Annotated in this window: 13 protein-coding genes; 7 read left to right on the forward strand and 6 right to left on the reverse strand. The window is 69.2% G+C overall.

Translation table 11 applies throughout. The annotated features are described in order from the left end of the window. Nucleotides 1–115: 115 nt before the first annotated feature. The 5 genes from ACWKZU_RS12625 to ACWKZU_RS12645 form a co-directional block, all read right to left on the reverse strand. Nucleotides 116–295, reverse strand: coding sequence for a hypothetical protein (locus tag ACWKZU_RS12625; RefSeq protein ID WP_449282679.1), 180 nt, complete (start codon nt 293–295; stop codon nt 116–118). 81 nt (nt 296–376) lie between these two features. Further along, nucleotides 377–1015 carry a response regulator gene (locus ACWKZU_RS12630; RefSeq protein WP_449282680.1) on the reverse strand — a complete coding sequence of 213 codons (639 nt, stop codon included), beginning with the start codon at nt 1013–1015 and terminating at the stop codon, nt 377–379. Next, nucleotides 1012–2946, reverse strand: a complete 1935-nt coding sequence (locus ACWKZU_RS12635; protein ID WP_449282681.1) for a hybrid sensor histidine kinase/response regulator — start codon at nt 2944–2946, stop codon at nt 1012–1014. Before ACWKZU_RS12635 ends, ACWKZU_RS12630 begins: the two co-directional genes overlap by 4 nt. A gap of 54 nt (nt 2947–3000) precedes the next feature. Further along, nucleotides 3001–4773: a hydantoinase B/oxoprolinase family protein gene (locus ACWKZU_RS12640; protein WP_449282682.1), complete on the reverse strand. Its 1773-nt coding sequence runs from the start codon at nt 4771–4773 to the stop codon at nt 3001–3003. Beyond that, on the reverse strand, nt 4770–6896 hold the full coding sequence (locus ACWKZU_RS12645; protein WP_449282683.1) for a hydantoinase/oxoprolinase family protein: 2127 nt from the start codon (nt 6894–6896) through the stop codon (nt 4770–4772). Before ACWKZU_RS12645 ends, ACWKZU_RS12640 begins: the two co-directional genes overlap by 4 nt. 284 nt (nt 6897–7180) lie before the next feature. Here ACWKZU_RS12645 and ACWKZU_RS12650 point away from each other — a divergent pair, with 284 nt between their 5' ends. From ACWKZU_RS12650 to ACWKZU_RS12660, 3 genes are read left to right on the forward strand one after another with little or no spacing between them, the layout of a single operon-like run. Continuing rightward, nucleotides 7181–8323, forward strand: coding sequence for a sugar ABC transporter substrate-binding protein (locus tag ACWKZU_RS12650; protein ID WP_449282684.1), 1143 nt, complete (start codon nt 7181–7183; stop codon nt 8321–8323). Between the two features lie 28 nt (nt 8324–8351). Continuing rightward, on the forward strand, nt 8352–9377 hold the full coding sequence (locus tag ACWKZU_RS12655) for an ABC transporter permease (protein ID WP_449282685.1): 1026 nt from the start codon (nt 8352–8354) through the stop codon (nt 9375–9377). Beyond that, a complete protein-coding gene (locus ACWKZU_RS12660) occupies nt 9374–10879 on the forward strand; it encodes a sugar ABC transporter ATP-binding protein (protein WP_449282686.1) in 1506 nt (501 codons plus the stop codon). Before ACWKZU_RS12655 ends, ACWKZU_RS12660 begins: the two co-directional genes overlap by 4 nt. 12 nt (nt 10880–10891) lie before the next feature. Here ACWKZU_RS12660 and ACWKZU_RS12665 read toward each other — a convergent pair whose 3' ends face one another. Next, on the reverse strand, nt 10892–11488 hold the full coding sequence (locus tag ACWKZU_RS12665) for a TetR family transcriptional regulator (RefSeq protein ID WP_449282687.1): 597 nt from the start codon (nt 11486–11488) through the stop codon (nt 10892–10894). Nucleotides 11489–11617: 129 nt separating this feature from the next. On the opposite strand from ACWKZU_RS12665, the gene ACWKZU_RS12670 reads away from it, so the two are divergent. From ACWKZU_RS12670 to ACWKZU_RS12685, 4 genes are all read left to right on the forward strand, one after another. Continuing rightward, nucleotides 11618–11956 carry a CHY zinc finger protein gene (locus tag ACWKZU_RS12670; protein WP_449282688.1) on the forward strand — a complete coding sequence of 113 codons (339 nt, stop codon included), beginning with the start codon at nt 11618–11620 and terminating at the stop codon, nt 11954–11956. A gap of 328 nt (nt 11957–12284) precedes the next feature. Continuing rightward, nucleotides 12285–12983, forward strand: coding sequence for a biotin transporter BioY (locus ACWKZU_RS12675; protein ID WP_449282689.1), 699 nt, complete (start codon nt 12285–12287; stop codon nt 12981–12983). 57 nt (nt 12984–13040) lie between these two features. Then, the gene (locus ACWKZU_RS12680; protein WP_449282690.1) at nt 13041–13748 is read left to right on the forward strand and encodes an energy-coupling factor ABC transporter ATP-binding protein; all 708 of its coding nucleotides are present in this window, start codon (nt 13041–13043) and stop codon (nt 13746–13748) included. Continuing rightward, nucleotides 13745–14359: an energy-coupling factor transporter transmembrane component T family protein gene (locus tag ACWKZU_RS12685; protein ID WP_449282691.1), complete on the forward strand. Its 615-nt coding sequence runs from the start codon at nt 13745–13747 to the stop codon at nt 14357–14359. The genes ACWKZU_RS12680 and ACWKZU_RS12685 overlap by 4 nt, the downstream gene beginning before the upstream one ends. The last annotated feature ends 297 nt before the right edge of the window (nt 14360–14656 follow it).

Consider the following 14656-nt stretch of genomic DNA (forward strand, 5'->3'; position numbering starts at 1 on the left):
GTCGCGATCTACCTCTCAGCGGCCGACCCGCCCCCAGTCACAATGGCGAGACTGGGGGCACACCTCTGCCCGCCGCCGCGCGTGCTCCTCGGCGCCCGCGGGCGGTGCTGTCCGATCAGAGGAAGCGCTTGAGCCCATCGGCGGTGTAGTAGCGCACCGCGCCGGTCAGGTCCTGGACCCCGTACACGGTGGCCCCGTTCGCCATGGTACCGATGTCGCAGACGGTGCCGCGGGCGCCGCCCGCCGCGATCACGTCGTCGCCGATCGAGAAGCCTTCCTCCACTGCATCTCCCATGCCGCCACACTACCCGCGCCGCCCGGGATGGGGGAACCGGTTGACACGGGCTGAGGAGACCGGCATGAAGCTCCTACGGCTTCACGAGAGGATTCCGCTGCGGAGCGCCTGCGCCACAGCCGCGGCCCGGTCGCTGACCCCGAGCTTCTCGTAGACGTGCTGGAGGTGCGTCTTGACCGTGGCGAGCGAGATATGCAGGCCTGCGGCGATCTGCTGCGACGAATTGCCTTCCGCAGCAAGGCGCAGGATCTCGACCTCCCTGGCGGTCAGCGACGGCTGAGCTTCTCTGAGCTCCCGCTCTCGCAGTTCGTCGGCGATGATGTCCTGAGCGACGGAAGCCATCACGGTCCGTCCCTCGGCGATCGTGATCACGGCATCGGCGATCTCCTCGAAAGACGCGACCTTCTCCATGAAGCCTCGGGCACCCAGCGAGAACGCTCGGAACACAGTGGAGCTATCGACGTAGGCGGTGAGGATCAGAACCTTCGTGCAGGATCCCCGAGCCCGCAACTCGCTCAGCACGGCGAGACCGTCCATGCTCGGGAGGCGCAGATCGAGCACCGCCACATCGGGCTGTTCGCGCAGGATCAATTCCAGCACCTGGCGCCCATCCCCGCTCGCGCCGACGACCTCGATCCAGTCCGACGCTTTCCAATCCCGCACCAGACCGTCGCGGTACACGGGATGATCGTCGGCGATGACGACTCGATACCGGCTCATGATCCGACCTGCACCGCGTTCAGGAGCGTGCTTCGGAGGAGCGCCGGGTCGAAGGGCTTGGTGAGGTAGGCGAAGGCCCCGCGCGACTGCAGCTCGGAGATGCGCGCCGGAGTCGCGTCCGCGGAGAGTATCACCACCGGGATGCCCTTCAGCTCCTCCTCCTGCTGGAGCTGGGCGAGCACGTCCACGCCCGACATGTCTTTCAAGTTGAGGTCGAGCAGCACGACGTCGGGCACGACCTGGCGCACGAGTTCGATGCCGTCCGCGCCGGATACCGCATTCATCAGCCGGGTCACCCCCATTCGTTCCAACACCCGCTGCAGCAGACGCAGGTTCACCGGAGTGTCCTCGATCTGCACCACCGTCGCTTTCGAGAGCATGCGCTCGGACTCGGGATCGAAGGGTTCGACCGGGGACAGGAGACTGATCTCCTCATCCACCTCGGCAACGGGGAAATCGATGTAGAAGGTGGTGCCTTCTCCCGGTGCCGAGTGCAGCACACCCATCCGGCCGCTCATCTCCTCGACCAGACCGCGGCTGAGTGCCAGGCCGAGCCCCGAGCCCTCGATCCCGTCGGCATTGCTGAGACGGTCGAACGGCGAGAACAGGCGGTCGATCTCCTCGGGCGGGATACCGTCGCCCGTATCAGTGATGAGGTAGCGGAGCATCCCGCCCCTCACCTTCGTTCCGACATGAATCGCTCCGTTCGGGCGGTTGAACTTGATCGCGTTGCCGAGGAGGTTGAAGAAGACCTGCCGCAGACGATGCGGATCTGCTCGGATGCCGACGCCGACGGCACCGTGCAGATCGCTCACGATCTCGATCCGCTGCCCCTTCGCCAGAGGCCGAACGATCTCCAGAGCCTGATGGATCGGCGAGCTGGCCGGTACGACCTCGTGCGCGATGCCGGGGGCGCCACTCTCGATCCAGCTGATGTCGAGCACGTCGTTGACCAGTGTGAGCAGATGCCTCCCCGCCTCGATGATGTGCTCCACCGATTCCCGGTACTCGGGAGCCGCGTTCGGATCGCGCAGCAGATCCGCGAAACCGAGCACGGCGTTCAGCGGTGTGCGCAGTTCATGGCTCATCCGCGAGAGGAAGACGCTCTTGGACTGGTTCGCTCGCTCGGCCTCGTGCATGGCCTGCCGCGCCGCCGTCTCCGCGCGCTTCCGGGCCGTGATGTCCGTCGAGATCGCGCCGAGCGCGTAGGGGACGCCGGAGTCGTCCAGCAGAGGGAACTTGATCGAGAGCCAGCGCCGGTCGGCATCGGGATCCGTGGCCCCTCCGATCTGCGAGAAGGGCTCCTCCACTTCCTCGGCGTGCTCGCTCTCGAGAACGCGCCGGTCATTGGCCTGATACACATCTGCACTCGATGCGTCGAAGAGATCGTGGTCCGTCTTCCCGAGGATCTCGTCGGGGGTGCGGCCGAACTGCTGCGCGAAGTAGTGGTTGACGATCGTGTACTGGCCTGCGGGATTCTTCACGTACATCAGGGCGGTCGAGTTGTCCGCGAGGTCCTGCAGCTGGCGCACGCGGGACCGGAGATCCTGCGTGTCGGTCTCGAGATCGCTGAGCCGCTGGAACTCGGCGATCACGCGCTGCGACGCTTCGTCGTCCCCCTCGACGAACTGCAGCATGATGCGGAGATAGCCCGTCCCGGTCTCGTCGGGCACCACCACGGTGTGCAGGGAGCCGCCCTCCGGCGCCACCCCTCTGAGCACTCGAACCATCCCCTCGGACAGCCGAGAGATGGCTCGCTCGCGCAACGGTCCCTGTCGCGAGAACAACTCGGAGAAACCGCGATTGCCCACGCGCAACCGCAGCGGCTCGATGTCATCGGCGTTCCACTCGAACACCGCGACCGGAGTACCGAGCTGATTGAGCACCGACCGCGCGAGTCTCGGATCCTCTTCGTTGAACATCGGCTCCATCTCTCACATAGTAGTTCCCCGGGGACCCCCGCCCCCCGGGGAACCCGTCGCCGTTCAGATCCCGGCGAGTTGCGCCCGCAGCCGAGTGGTCTCAGCCTGATCGACCTGCAGATCCGCACGTGCATCGTCCCCGTCGAACGCGACGCCGTAGACCGCACGCGCCCGGTCCATGGACACGAAGCCCGAGAGTACGTCCGCGAGAACCCGCTCCGGCTCCCGCTCCAGCGGCGACCCGTACCCGCCGCCGCCCGTGGAGTGCTGGCCGATCTGCTCACCGGGTTGCAGCGTGAGCGACCCGAGCGGCGCGATCGGACGATCGGTGCCGTCCTGGTCGCGCATGAATGCGACGCTTCCCGCGGCATCCCCGCCGCCCTGGGTACCGCGCGGGGGGAAGACGACGCAGTCGGTGACGTACGCAGCCTCCATCGGATCCCACTTCGGCCCGAACCGCACCGTGGCGCCGGGGGCGCCGCGACGCCGTCCCGCGCCCTCCGAGTCGGTGCGGATGCGCAACTCGCCGACCCGGAACGGGTACTTGAGCTCGGCGAGCTCGATGCTGTCGCGGAACATCAGACCGGCTGCGACGGCGAGTCCGTACGTGACCCATCCGTCGATATCGGGGTGCGCGGGGCCGCCCTGCGAGCCGAGGAAGACCTGGTTCACATACGGCTCGCCCTTCATGCGCCGATCGGTGCCGGACACCACCGCGAAGCCCGGGCCGAGCCCGGTGGCTCCCTCCGCGGCGCCGAATCCGGTCCAGGCGTCAGCGATGGCCTTCTGCGTGGTCACCGTCAGTCGATCCCCGACGTTGGTGGTCGCGACGGACGTCGAGTGCGGGAATCGGGGCCGCCCGACGATGCAGTTCTCGCGCAGCGTCAGGTCGATCCGCCGGAAGGCGCCGGAGTTCGCGGGAACACCGGGCCGCAGCGAGTTGAACACTCCCGCCATGACGTTGCTGACGGTGCACGCCTCCGACTCGTTGACACCGGCGGGAATGCAGTCCAGGTTCTCACTGAGGTCGATCGCGATCCTGCCCTGCGCCGCATCGACGTCGATCTTCACGGTGATCTCGATGCCCTCGGGCAGAATCCCTTCGACCGGGTCGTGATGCCCGACTCCGACCGCCGAACCGCTCGGAAGCTCGGTGATCGCCTGGATCATGCGCTGCTCCGAGTAGTCGAGCCAGTCGCGGATGAACTCCTTCACGACGTCACGGCCGTAGCGCTCGCACAGCTCCTTCAGCCGTGCCTCGGCCACACGCGCGGCGCCGACCATCGCGAGATAGTCGCCGTACCACTGGTCGGGGACGCGAATGCGCGAACGGCACATGCGGATGATGTCGTCGACATCGGCGCGATCCTGCTGGATACGCACGCAGGGGAAGACCAGAGCGCCCTCCTGATACACGTCCTTGGCGAAGGGCATATAGGTCGTCGGCTCCGAGTTGCCGATATCCGCCTGGTGCGCCTTCGCCAGCGCGGTGAACATGTGCTCCCCCTCGAACATGACGGGGACGAGGATCGTGTGATCCGCTGCGTGCGAGTTCCCCCGGTAGGGGTCGTTGTGGAGGAACGCGTCGCCGTCGGCCAGGTCCGGATGCAGAGCGGTCATCGCCTCCGTCATCAGGTGCGCACCGAAGATGTGGCAGGGAAGGCCCTCGGCAGAGGAGAGCAGTTCGTTCTGGCCGGTGGTGATCGCGCAGGAGAAATCGCGCGCCATGTTCAGCACGCCGCTGCGTCCTGTCCGCAGGAGCGTGTTCTCCATCTCGCGGACGATACTGTCGAGCCGGTTCGAGATGACCGCCATCAGGATCGGGTCGGTGCTCATCGTGCTGCCTCCTTCGCGCCGACGAGTTCGCTCGCGGTCGCATTCGCTCCAACTGAGATGATGTAGTCGCCGCTGCCGGCGACGACGAGTTCCGCGCCGGGATCGAGCACCAGCGTGGTCGTGGGCTCGAGGATGATGGCAGGGCCCGCTACCGCTGCGCCCGCGGCGAGTTCCTCGCCCCGATAGATCGGAGCGTTCTCCACCTCCTCGAGCGCGAAGCCCACGTGCCGGTGCCGCACGGGAACCGCTTCCTCTGCGCCTTCCCCGAGCACGGGCACCTTCGGGCGATCGAGCACCGCGGTGACACGCTGCTTCCAGACGAGGAACTCCGGGCGCTGCGACGGGTCGTTCACCTGGAAGACCCGTCGATGCTCGGCGTGGAACGCCGCCTCGAGTCGCTCGAGCGCTTCGGCGTCGTCGATGCGATCGCCGTCGATGATCACCTCGAGTTCCCAGACCTGACCCGGATACCGGGCGTCGACGGAGTACTGCTTGCGCACGGCGAGCGGCTCGAGGGGCTCGGTCTCCGCGATGAAGGCCGCTCCCTGAGCGTCGAGTTCGGCGAAAGCCTCGCGTACGCCGGAGAAGTCGAATTCGGTGGCCTGGGTGAAGCGGCTGGCGGCGAAGTCGCTGATGACATCCGCGTTCAAGGCCCCCGCGGCGGACAGCGCGCCGGCCGTGCGCGGGAGGATCATCCGATTCACCCCGAGCTCTCGGGCGATCTGCACCGCGTTCACGCCGCTCGCCCCGCCTCCGGCGACGATGGTGAGATCGCGGGGGTCGAGGCCCTGCGAGATGGTCATCTCGCGGATCGCCGAGACGATGTTCTGGGTGGCGATCACCAGCGCCCCCTTCGCGGCCTGCTCGACGGAGATGCCCAGGCGATCTGCGATCGGGCGCATCGCACGTCGTGCGGCTTCGAGATCGAGTGCGAGCTTGCCGCCGATGAAGCCCTCGGTGTCGAAGTATCCGAGGATCAGCGCTGCATCGGTGATGGTCGGCCGGGTGCCCCCGCGTCCGTAGCATGCGGGGCCCGGATCGGCTCCCGCACTCTCGGGGCCGACCCGAACCAGACCTCCCTCGTCCACGGAGATGATCGATCCTCCACCCGATCCGATGGATCTCACGTCGACCGATTTGGTACCGGTGATGTGCCCGGTCCACTTCTCGCCGAGCCAGGTGTCGACGCTGTAGTGGATGTCACCGCCGCTGACCAGACCGACGTCGAACGTCGTGCCGCCCGTGTCGCACACGATGAGATCGGGGGCCGCCTCTTCGAGGGTGGACCGCCCCGCCTCGAGCGCCGCGACCGGCGCCATCGAGGGCCCGGAGCCGACGCTGTAGATCGGCCGGTCGACCATGCGCGCCAGGGGCCACGATCCGCCGAAGCTCGTCGAGAGCAGCAGCTTCCCCTCGAATCCGGCGTCTTCCAGGTCCTCGGCCAGTTCATTCAGGAACCGCTGCATGAGCGGTTTGAGCGACGCGTCGATGACGGTGGACGAAGCTCTCCGGTACTCGCGGACGATGGGATTGAGCTGATGGCTGAGCGTATAGGTCACCTCGGGCGAGTGCTCCTCGATGAGCTCACCCACGCGGAGTTCGTGAGCCGGGTTCACCGTCGCCCAGAGGAGACTCACGCCGATCGACTCGACGCCCTGATCTCGAGCCGCCGAGAGCGCGTCCACGACGCTCCTCTCGTCGAGCGGCACGAAGACGGAGCCGTCGCTGTCGATGCGCCCACCGATCTCGCGAGTCAAGTAGCGGGGCACGTACGGCGGAGTGAACTCCCGTGGCGAGAATGCCCCTCCCAGTCGTCCGCCCTCACGGAGGAGGAGCGTGTCGGGGAAGCCCTCGGTCGTGAAGAACGCCGTTCGAGCCGTCTTCCCCTCGACGATCGCGTTGGTCGACCGGGTCGTGCCGTACGCGAAGTGGGACGACTGCGCCAGAAGCTCCCCGACGCTCAAGCCCAGACGCTCGGCGATCTGGCCGAGCGCCTGCTCGATGCCCTCGTAGGCGCGTAGATATGTGGTGAGCGCTTTCCCGATGTGGAGGGCTCCGTGATCGTCTGCGACGACCACGTCGGTGAATGTTCCGCCCGTGTCCACAGAAACCCGGTATGCCATGGATGGTCCTCGTTCCCGTTTGGTGATGTGCCGGTCGTGTGCACCGGCCTGTGCTGCGAGCCGACACCGCGGAGACGCGGCGCTGCGGGCTCTTCGACAATGCTGGGACGATCCGGCCCGCAGCACATCCGTCCTTCGGAGAGCCGAAGGGATGAGATCCCGGTCATCCCTTCGGCTGATTTTTCCGCCGACGCGTTCCGCTCGATCGCCCGTCGCGGTTTACTCGGGGTCTGCGGCACACGAGCCGCGGACACCGGACGAAGAAGTCGGAAGAGGAGACAATGATGGGTCAACACGAGCCGAGGCGCCGGGTGAGCGCATGGGCGGGTACTGCCGCCGTCGTTCTGGCGCTGACCGGTTGCGCGAGCGGCACCGATGCCACGGCGGCGGGAGGGGCCGCCACCGGTGGCAGCGCCGACTGCATCGCCGCAGCCGCGGATGCGGTTGAGGAGGGCCTCGCTCCGAGCGAGCTCGTGGCTCCGACCGCGCCGCTGGATCTGACAGCGCTCTCGGGCAAGAGCATCTGGTACATCACGAACAGTCACAACCAGTTCTCCACCGAGATGGCCTCGGGTGTGGAGGAGGCCGGTGAGGCGGCGGGCGTGAAGATCACCATCTTCGACGGCCAGAACTCGACCAACCGCTACAGCGAGGGAATCAACCAGGCGGTTGCTCAGGGGGCCGACGGCATCATTCTGATGGCGATCCAGCCGAGCGTCGTCGCGGAGGATCTGAAGGCGGCCGAGACCGCCGGCGTCCAGGTGCTCAGCACGCTGAACGGCGACCCGTCCGAGCCCGTGGCACCGGGGACGTTCGGCAATCTCACCGCCGATTACACCGCCGACGGCGAGCTGATGGCGAAGTGGGTGCTGAACGACTCGGGCTGCACCTCGAACTCCGTCGTGGTCCAGTCGAGCCCGGTGCACGTCTGGGATCTCGCCGCGAAGGGGTTCGAGTCGGCGACCGAGGAACTCTGCCCGGACGATTGCGCGGTGAAGACCATCGACCTCGATCCGGCCAACATCGCGAACGATCTCGGCAATCAGCTTCAGACCGCGCTGCAGACATCACCGGAGACGAACTACGTGGTCCCGGTGTGGGACAGCGCCGTCCCGCTCGTCGCCCCGGTCGTCGCGACCGCCGGTCGGCCGATCACCGTGTTCGCGCACGACGGTATCACCGAGAGCCTGCAGCTGATCGCCGCGGGTCAGGATCAGCAGGGGACGCTCGCCATGGCGCCCTCTTCCTGGATCGGCTGGGCCGCCTTCGACGAGGTCGCGCGCGCGATCCTCGGCGACGAGCACCCGGGCTATGTGATCCCCACCCGTCTCGTCACCGGGGAGAACGTGGGCGACGGAAGCATCGCCGTCGTGTCGCCGGAGTACGTCGATTTCCAGGCGGCCTTCCTCGAGGCCTGGTCCGAGTAGCCGGTCCGACCGACGAGTGAGGAAGACGATGAACGCCGAGACCATCGCGCCGGACGGCGCGCGAGACGCATCCCAGCGAACCGAACCGAGAGCGAACACTGCCCCTGAGTCATCGAGGTCGAGCCGTCCCGGCGCCAACTGGGTGCTCGTGCTCATCCTCGCGGGCCTCTTCCTGGCCTGCTTCGCGGCGATCCCCGAGTTCCGCTCCTGGGGGCTCATCGCCGGCATGCTGAACTCGCAGTCCCTCGTCCTCCTCCTCGCACTCGTGGCGACCGTCGTGCTCCGCAGCGGGGGTTTCGACCTGTCGATCTCGCAGACCATGGTCGCGAGCGCCGCCGTGACCATCGTGCTGTCGAAAGCGGGGGTGCCGCTGCTGCTGAGCATGCTCGCGGCGCTCTCGCTCGGCGCGGTCGTCGGTCTCCTCAATGCGTGGCTGGTCGTCAGGGTGGGGGTCGATTCCTTCGTCACCACACTCGGCTCCTACTCCGCGCTCGCCGGCCTCTGCTACTTCGTCACCGGATCGAGCATCGTCTCCGGCGCCCCGCCCGCACTCGTCGAAGTGGTGCGCACCCCGATCCTCGGGATCCCGGCGGCGACCTGGTTCGCCTGGCTGCTCGCCGCCGTCCTCTGGTACGTCTACGAGAAGACGCCGCTCGGACGATACCTGCTGTTCATCGGCGGGAACGCGGCCTCGGCACGCCTGGCCGGCATCCGAGTCGACCGGATCCGCATGGGGGCCTACCTCGCATCCGGCGTCCTCGCCTCGCTTGTCGGTCTCGTCTTCCTCGGATGGTTCGGCGCGGTGGACCCGGGGGTGGGCGCTCAGTTCATGCTGCAGCCGCTGGCGGCCGCATTTCTCGGCACCACCGCGATCGTGCTCGGCAGGTTCAACGCGCTGGGCACCGTCATCGCCGTGTATCTGCTCGTCGTGGGCATCACCGGCCTGCAGGTGCTCGGTGCGCAGACCTGGGTGACGAACGTGTTCTACGGCCTCGCGCTCGTAGCCGCCGTCACAGCCGCGAAGCTCGCGGATCGCCGGAGGCGAGCGCAGTGAGCGGGAGCGCTCCCGCGCTCGAGATCCGCGGCCTCGAGATGGCGTTCGACGGCGTCCGCGTGCTCGATGACGTCGAGCTGCGCGTGGAACGGGGGGAGATCCATGCGCTGCTGGGCCTCAACGGCTCGGGGAAGAGCACGCTGATCAAGTGCTTGACCGGCGTCTACGCGCCGGTGTCCGGGAGTATCGACGTCTTCGGGCGGAGGATGTCTCTCCCGGTCAGGGACGCCGCCGAACACGGCATCGCGGTGGTGCATCAGGACACGGGTTTCGTACCCGAGATGACGGTACTCGAGAACCTCGGCGCCAGCACGAGCTACGGTGCGCGGCTCCTCGCGCCGGTACGCGGCCTCCGCGAGGAAGTCGCGTACCGCGCCCTGCTCCGCGAGCTGGGCCTCGAGATCCCGCTCCACTCCAAGGTCGCCGAGCTCAGCCCGGCGGACATCGCGATGCTCGCGGTCGTGCGTGCGCTCCACGTCCTCGACCGAGAAGGGGACGAACGGCTCTTCATCCTCGACGAACCGACCGCGACCCTCGGTCGCGCTGAGGCGGAGATCGTCCTCGATCTCATGCGTCGGATCGCCGCGAGCGGCGCGGGGGTCATCTTCATCGGGCACCGCCTCACCGAGGTGTTCTCCGTGTGCGACCGGACGACCGTGCTCCGCAACGGAAGCGTCGCGCATTCGGGCCCGATCGACGCGCTCGACCACAACTCCGTCGTCCAGCACATGCTGGGCGCGCGGATCGGCTCCTTCTTCCCCGATCCCCCACCCCTCGAATCCTCTGAGGTCCGCCTCCGCGTCGAGGCGCTCCACGGAGGCCCGGTCGAGCGCCTCTCCCTCTCGGTCCGGGCCGGCGAGATCGTGGGTATCACCGGCCTGCTCGGCATGGGCCACGAGGAGGTGCCGGCCCTCCTGACCGGCGACCACACCCCCGACTCGGGTCGCATCGAGGTCGACGGCGAGGTCGTGCAGTTCGATCATCCGGCCGATGCCGTCTCGGCCGGAGTCGGGCGGATCACCGCCGACCGTCTGGGCGACGGCTGCTGGGTCGACGGGAGCGCCCGCGAGAACCTCACGCTGCCGGTGCTGCCGCGCTTCTTCAAGCGAGGCCTGCTGCGGCGCACGGCGGAGTCCGACTACGCGGCAGAGCTGCTCGGAGGCGTGCGCCTGCATCCGCTCGCGCCCGAGCGACCGATGGCCTCGTTCAGCGGAGGCAATCAGCAGAAGGTGATGTTCGCGAAATGGGATCAGCTCGAGCCCCGAGTATTCGTGCTGCACGAACCCACGCAGGGCGTCGATCCCGCAGCAGGTCGAGAGCTCATGGACCGCATCGTTTCGCGCGCCGAAGCAGGCGCAGCGGTCATCGTCGTTTCAGGGGACCATGAGCAGCTCGTCAAGCTCTGCCATCGCGTCGTCGTGATGATCGATGGAGTTTCGGCGACCGAGATTGCTCGCGACGACCTGAGCGAGGAATCCCTGCTCTTGGCGTGCTCCGCCTGAGCCCCGCATCCGCTAGGCCGCCGCGAGCCCCGCGAGGATGATGTCGAGACCGCGGCCGAACGAGGCGTCGAGGTCGGCCGAGGGGTCGGCCGCCGCGCCGGCGGCCGCCGGGCCGGCCTCGGCTCCGGCAGCGGGGCCGGACCCGCCCGGCTGCCCCGGCGCGGCCGGGCGGGCGGGGGTCAGGAGTGCGCCGAGCGCCGCCGCCTGCACGTGCGTCTGCGTCGACTGCGCGTGGCCGAAGGTGTAGAGCAGCAGCGTGCGAGCGCCGTCGGGGCCCGCGAGCTCGGCGAGGCGATCCTCGATCCGGGATGCCCCGAGCCGGAAGGCCGCCGCGGTCGCCACCACGTCGGCGCCGTCGCGCACCGCGAGCATCGCGTCGCGCAGCTCGACGCAGAAGGCGCGGGGGTCGTGCGCCGACGCGCCCACGCCGCGCACGATCTCGTCGGCCATGAGCGCCAGCAGCGTCTGCTTGTTGGGCACGTGATGGTAGAGGGCGCTGGGCTGCACGTCCAGTTCGGCGGCGACCCGCCGCATCGAGCACCCCTCCAGGCCCTGCGCATCGAGCACCCGCAGCGCCGCGGCGACCACGTCGGAGAGGGTGTTGCGCATTCCCTCAGCATAGCCGTAACCTGAACACCATTCACGTGGCGGCGGCGGGCCCACGATCGCGTGCGGTCGGCGCGAACACGACCGGAGGCGAACGGACGCGAGTGCGGTCGTCGTCGGGTCAGGAGGATCATGCGCGTACTCGGGGGCGTCATCGACGACGAGACGAGGTGCGTCCACTACCACGGGCCCACAGACGTGATCGCCATGCGATTCAAGTGCTGCGACGAGTACTTCCCGTGCCTGCACTGCCACGAGGAGTACACGTCCCCGGCGCATCCCATCGAGCGATGGGCCGCCGAGGATCTCGAACGCAGGGCCGTGCTCTGCGGCGCATGCGGTCACGAGCTCCGGATCGCGGAGTACCTCGTCGCGAGCGGCTGCCCGGTCTGCGCGGCCCCGTTCAACCCGGGGTGCCGGCTGCACCACGACGCCTACTTCGCCTTTCCCCGACCGACCGGGCGCGACTGAGAGAGGCGGGAGCGTGGGACCGAGTTCCCGTCGTCCTGCGCGGAGAGAGCGAAGCGCGCGCAGTCGCGGGGTCCCTCGCCATGCGGATTCCGCGGATCGCGCCGGCGCGGTGGCGTCACCGCGGAATGCGCGGAATGCGCGGAACGCCGACGCGATCCGTCCCGAGCTTTCCGCGCACGCCGAACGGCGGTCCGGGCTTCCGCGAGGACCGGGAGTTGCGCGAGCCGGGGCATCCGGCTAACCTGAACACCATTCAGCTGAACACCGTTCAGGTCGGATGGACCCGGGCGTGCTGAGTCCCCCTGTGAGCAGAGATCCCGGAGACCCCATGTCGAACCCAGAGACCGCAGCCGACGAGAACCGGGCGGCCCAGCCCACGAGCACGCCCGCAGCCGAGACCCCCGCGACCGGCCCCGAGGCGACCCCGCCCGCCGCCGCGCGACCGAAGCGCACCAACCCCGCCACCGATCTCGCCCTCATCGCCACCTTCGCCGCGTTCATCGCCGTCTGCGCGATCATCCCCGCCATCACGATCGCCGGCCCCGTGCCGTTCACGCTGCAGACCTTCGCGATCCTGCTGACGGGCGCCGTGCTCGGAGCACGTCGCGGCTTCCTCGCGGCGCTGCTGTACCTCGCGATCGGCGCGATCGGACTGCCCGTCTTCGCCGGCGGCTCCGCGGGACTGGCGCCGTTCGCCGGCCCCACCGTCGGCTATCTCGTATCGTTCCCCTTCGCGGCGGCCGCGACCGGCTTCATCGTGAGCCGGATCCCGCGGCGCGGCGTCGCGCTGAGCACCCTGTTCATCTTCCTCGCCGCGCTCGTCGGCGTCGTGGTGAACCACGGGCTCGGCATCCTCGGCCTCGTGTGGCGCGCCGACATGACCCTCGGCCAGGCGACGCTCGCCGACCTCGTCTTCGTGCCGGGCGACGTCGTCAAGGCCCTGCTCGCCGCCGTCATCGCCGCCGCGGTGCACCGCGCCTTCCCCGCGCTGCTCCCCCGCCGGATCCCCCGCCGGCCCCAGGGCTGAGCGATTCCCGGCGCGGGATCCCCGCCCACCGTCCCACCGACCCCGTAGGATCGCCGAGTGATCGAGTTCCAGCACGCAGCCGTCGTCGTGCCCGCGACCGAGGGCGCCACGACGATCCTGCACCCCGCATCGCTCGCGCTCGCGGAGCACCGCATCTCGGTCATCGGCGCCAACGGCTCGGGCAAGTCGACGCTCGCCCGCCTCATCAACGGCGTGGTCGAGCCCTCCTCCGGCAGCGTCGCGATCACCGCGGATCGGGGCCGCCTCGACACGGTCGCGAACGGCGCGGCGGTGCGCCGCGAGGTGGGCTTCGTCTTCTCCAATCCCGACGCGCAGCTCATCATGCCGACCGCCGCCGAGGACGTGGCCCTCTCGCTGCGCCGCGCGCACCGCGACAAGCGGGAGCGCCGGCGGGCGGCGCTCGCGGCCCTCGACCGCTTCGGCCTCGGGGCGCTCGCCGAGCGCAGCGTGCACACCCTCTCGGGCGGCCAGAAGCAGATGCTCGCCATCGCGTCGGTGCTGGCGACCGACCCGGCGATCCTCGTCGCCGACGAGCCCACCACCCTGCTCGACCTGCGCAACGCCCGCATGATCGGCGATCTGCTGCTGTCGCTGCCGCAGCAGGTGGTGCTCGTCACCCACGACCTCGAACTGGCGGCGCGGGCCGACCGCACACTGGTCATCGACGCGGGACGCGTGGTCTTCGACGGCGCGCCCGCCGAGGCCGTAGCCCACTACCGGGCCCTGAGCGAGGCGCTGTCGTGACCGCGGTCTCACCGCTCGGCTCCTACCGCCCCGGACGCGGACCGCTGCACCGGCTGCGCCCGGGCGCCAAGCTGCTCGGGCTGTTCGGCTTCGCGATCGTGGTGGTGTGGACCTCGGGCGCCCTCATCACCGCGGTGTGGCTCGGGATCGCCATCGCCCTCGCGATCCTCGCCGGTCTGCGCGGGCGCGACCTCTGGCGGGTGGCCCGGCGCTTCGCGCTGGTGGCGATCCCGCTCTTCGCCTTCCAGGTCTGGCAGCAGGGGTGGGAGCGCGGCTTCGAGGTGGTCGGCGACCTCTTCGCGCTGATCCTCGCGGCGAGCGCCGTGACCGCCAGCACCGCCGTCGAGGACATGATCGACACGATCACCTGGGCGCTCGGCCCGTTGCGCGGCCTCGGCGTCAAGCCCGAGCGCGTGGCGCTCTCGTTCTCGCTCGTGATCCGCGCGATCCCGAGCATTCTCGGCATCGCCGGCGAGACCCGCGAGGCCGCCCGCGCCCGGGGACTCGAGCGCGACCCGCGAGCGCTGCTCGTGCCGTTCGTGCTGCGCACGGTGGCGCACGCGCAGACCACCGGCGAGGCGCTGGCCGCGCGGGGCATCGGCGAAGAGTAGGGGCGGCAGGCGCCCGCACGGCTGCCCGCATCCGCAGCGCGCTTCACCCCGGGCACGCCCCTCCCCGCGTGTGCCCCGTCCCGGCCGCGCCCCGCCCGCAGCGCGCCTTGCAGCGCGCCGCATGCCGAGCGCCCCGCCTGCAGCGCACCGCGCCCCGAACGTGCCCGGTCCGGGCGCACCTCGATACCCGGAGCGCACCTCGATCGATCTACTGTTCGCAAATCGCCCTTATTCGGGTCGCGAATGGGCGATTTGCGAACCCTATGTGGAACGAGCGGGAGTGAGGGCAGGGGGAAG

Source organism: Leucobacter sp. (assembly GCF_053528595.1).

Excerpts from the sequence above, each read along its gene's own strand:
- ACWKZU_RS12625 (WP_449282679.1), bottom strand. The coding sequence starts at position 295 with ATGGGAGATGCAGTGGAGGAAGGCTTCTCGATCGGCGACGACGTGATC.
- ACWKZU_RS12630 (WP_449282680.1), bottom strand. The coding sequence starts at position 1,015 with ATGAGCCGGTATCGAGTCGTCATCGCCGACGATCATCCCGTGTACCGC.
- ACWKZU_RS12635 (WP_449282681.1), bottom strand. The coding sequence starts at position 2,946 with ATGGAGCCGATGTTCAACGAAGAGGATCCGAGACTCGCGCGGTCGGTG.
- ACWKZU_RS12640 (WP_449282682.1), bottom strand. The coding sequence starts at position 4,773 with ATGAGCACCGACCCGATCCTGATGGCGGTCATCTCGAACCGGCTCGAC.
- ACWKZU_RS12645 (WP_449282683.1), bottom strand. The coding sequence starts at position 6,896 with ATGGCATACCGGGTTTCTGTGGACACGGGCGGAACATTCACCGACGTG.
- ACWKZU_RS12650 (WP_449282684.1), top strand. The coding sequence starts at position 7,181 with ATGGGTCAACACGAGCCGAGGCGCCGGGTGAGCGCATGGGCGGGTACT.
- ACWKZU_RS12655 (WP_449282685.1), top strand. The coding sequence starts at position 8,352 with ATGAACGCCGAGACCATCGCGCCGGACGGCGCGCGAGACGCATCCCAG.
- ACWKZU_RS12665 (WP_449282687.1), bottom strand. The coding sequence starts at position 11,488 with ATGCGCAACACCCTCTCCGACGTGGTCGCCGCGGCGCTGCGGGTGCTC.
- ACWKZU_RS12670 (WP_449282688.1), top strand. The coding sequence starts at position 11,618 with ATGCGCGTACTCGGGGGCGTCATCGACGACGAGACGAGGTGCGTCCAC.
- ACWKZU_RS12675 (WP_449282689.1), top strand. The coding sequence starts at position 12,285 with ATGTCGAACCCAGAGACCGCAGCCGACGAGAACCGGGCGGCCCAGCCC.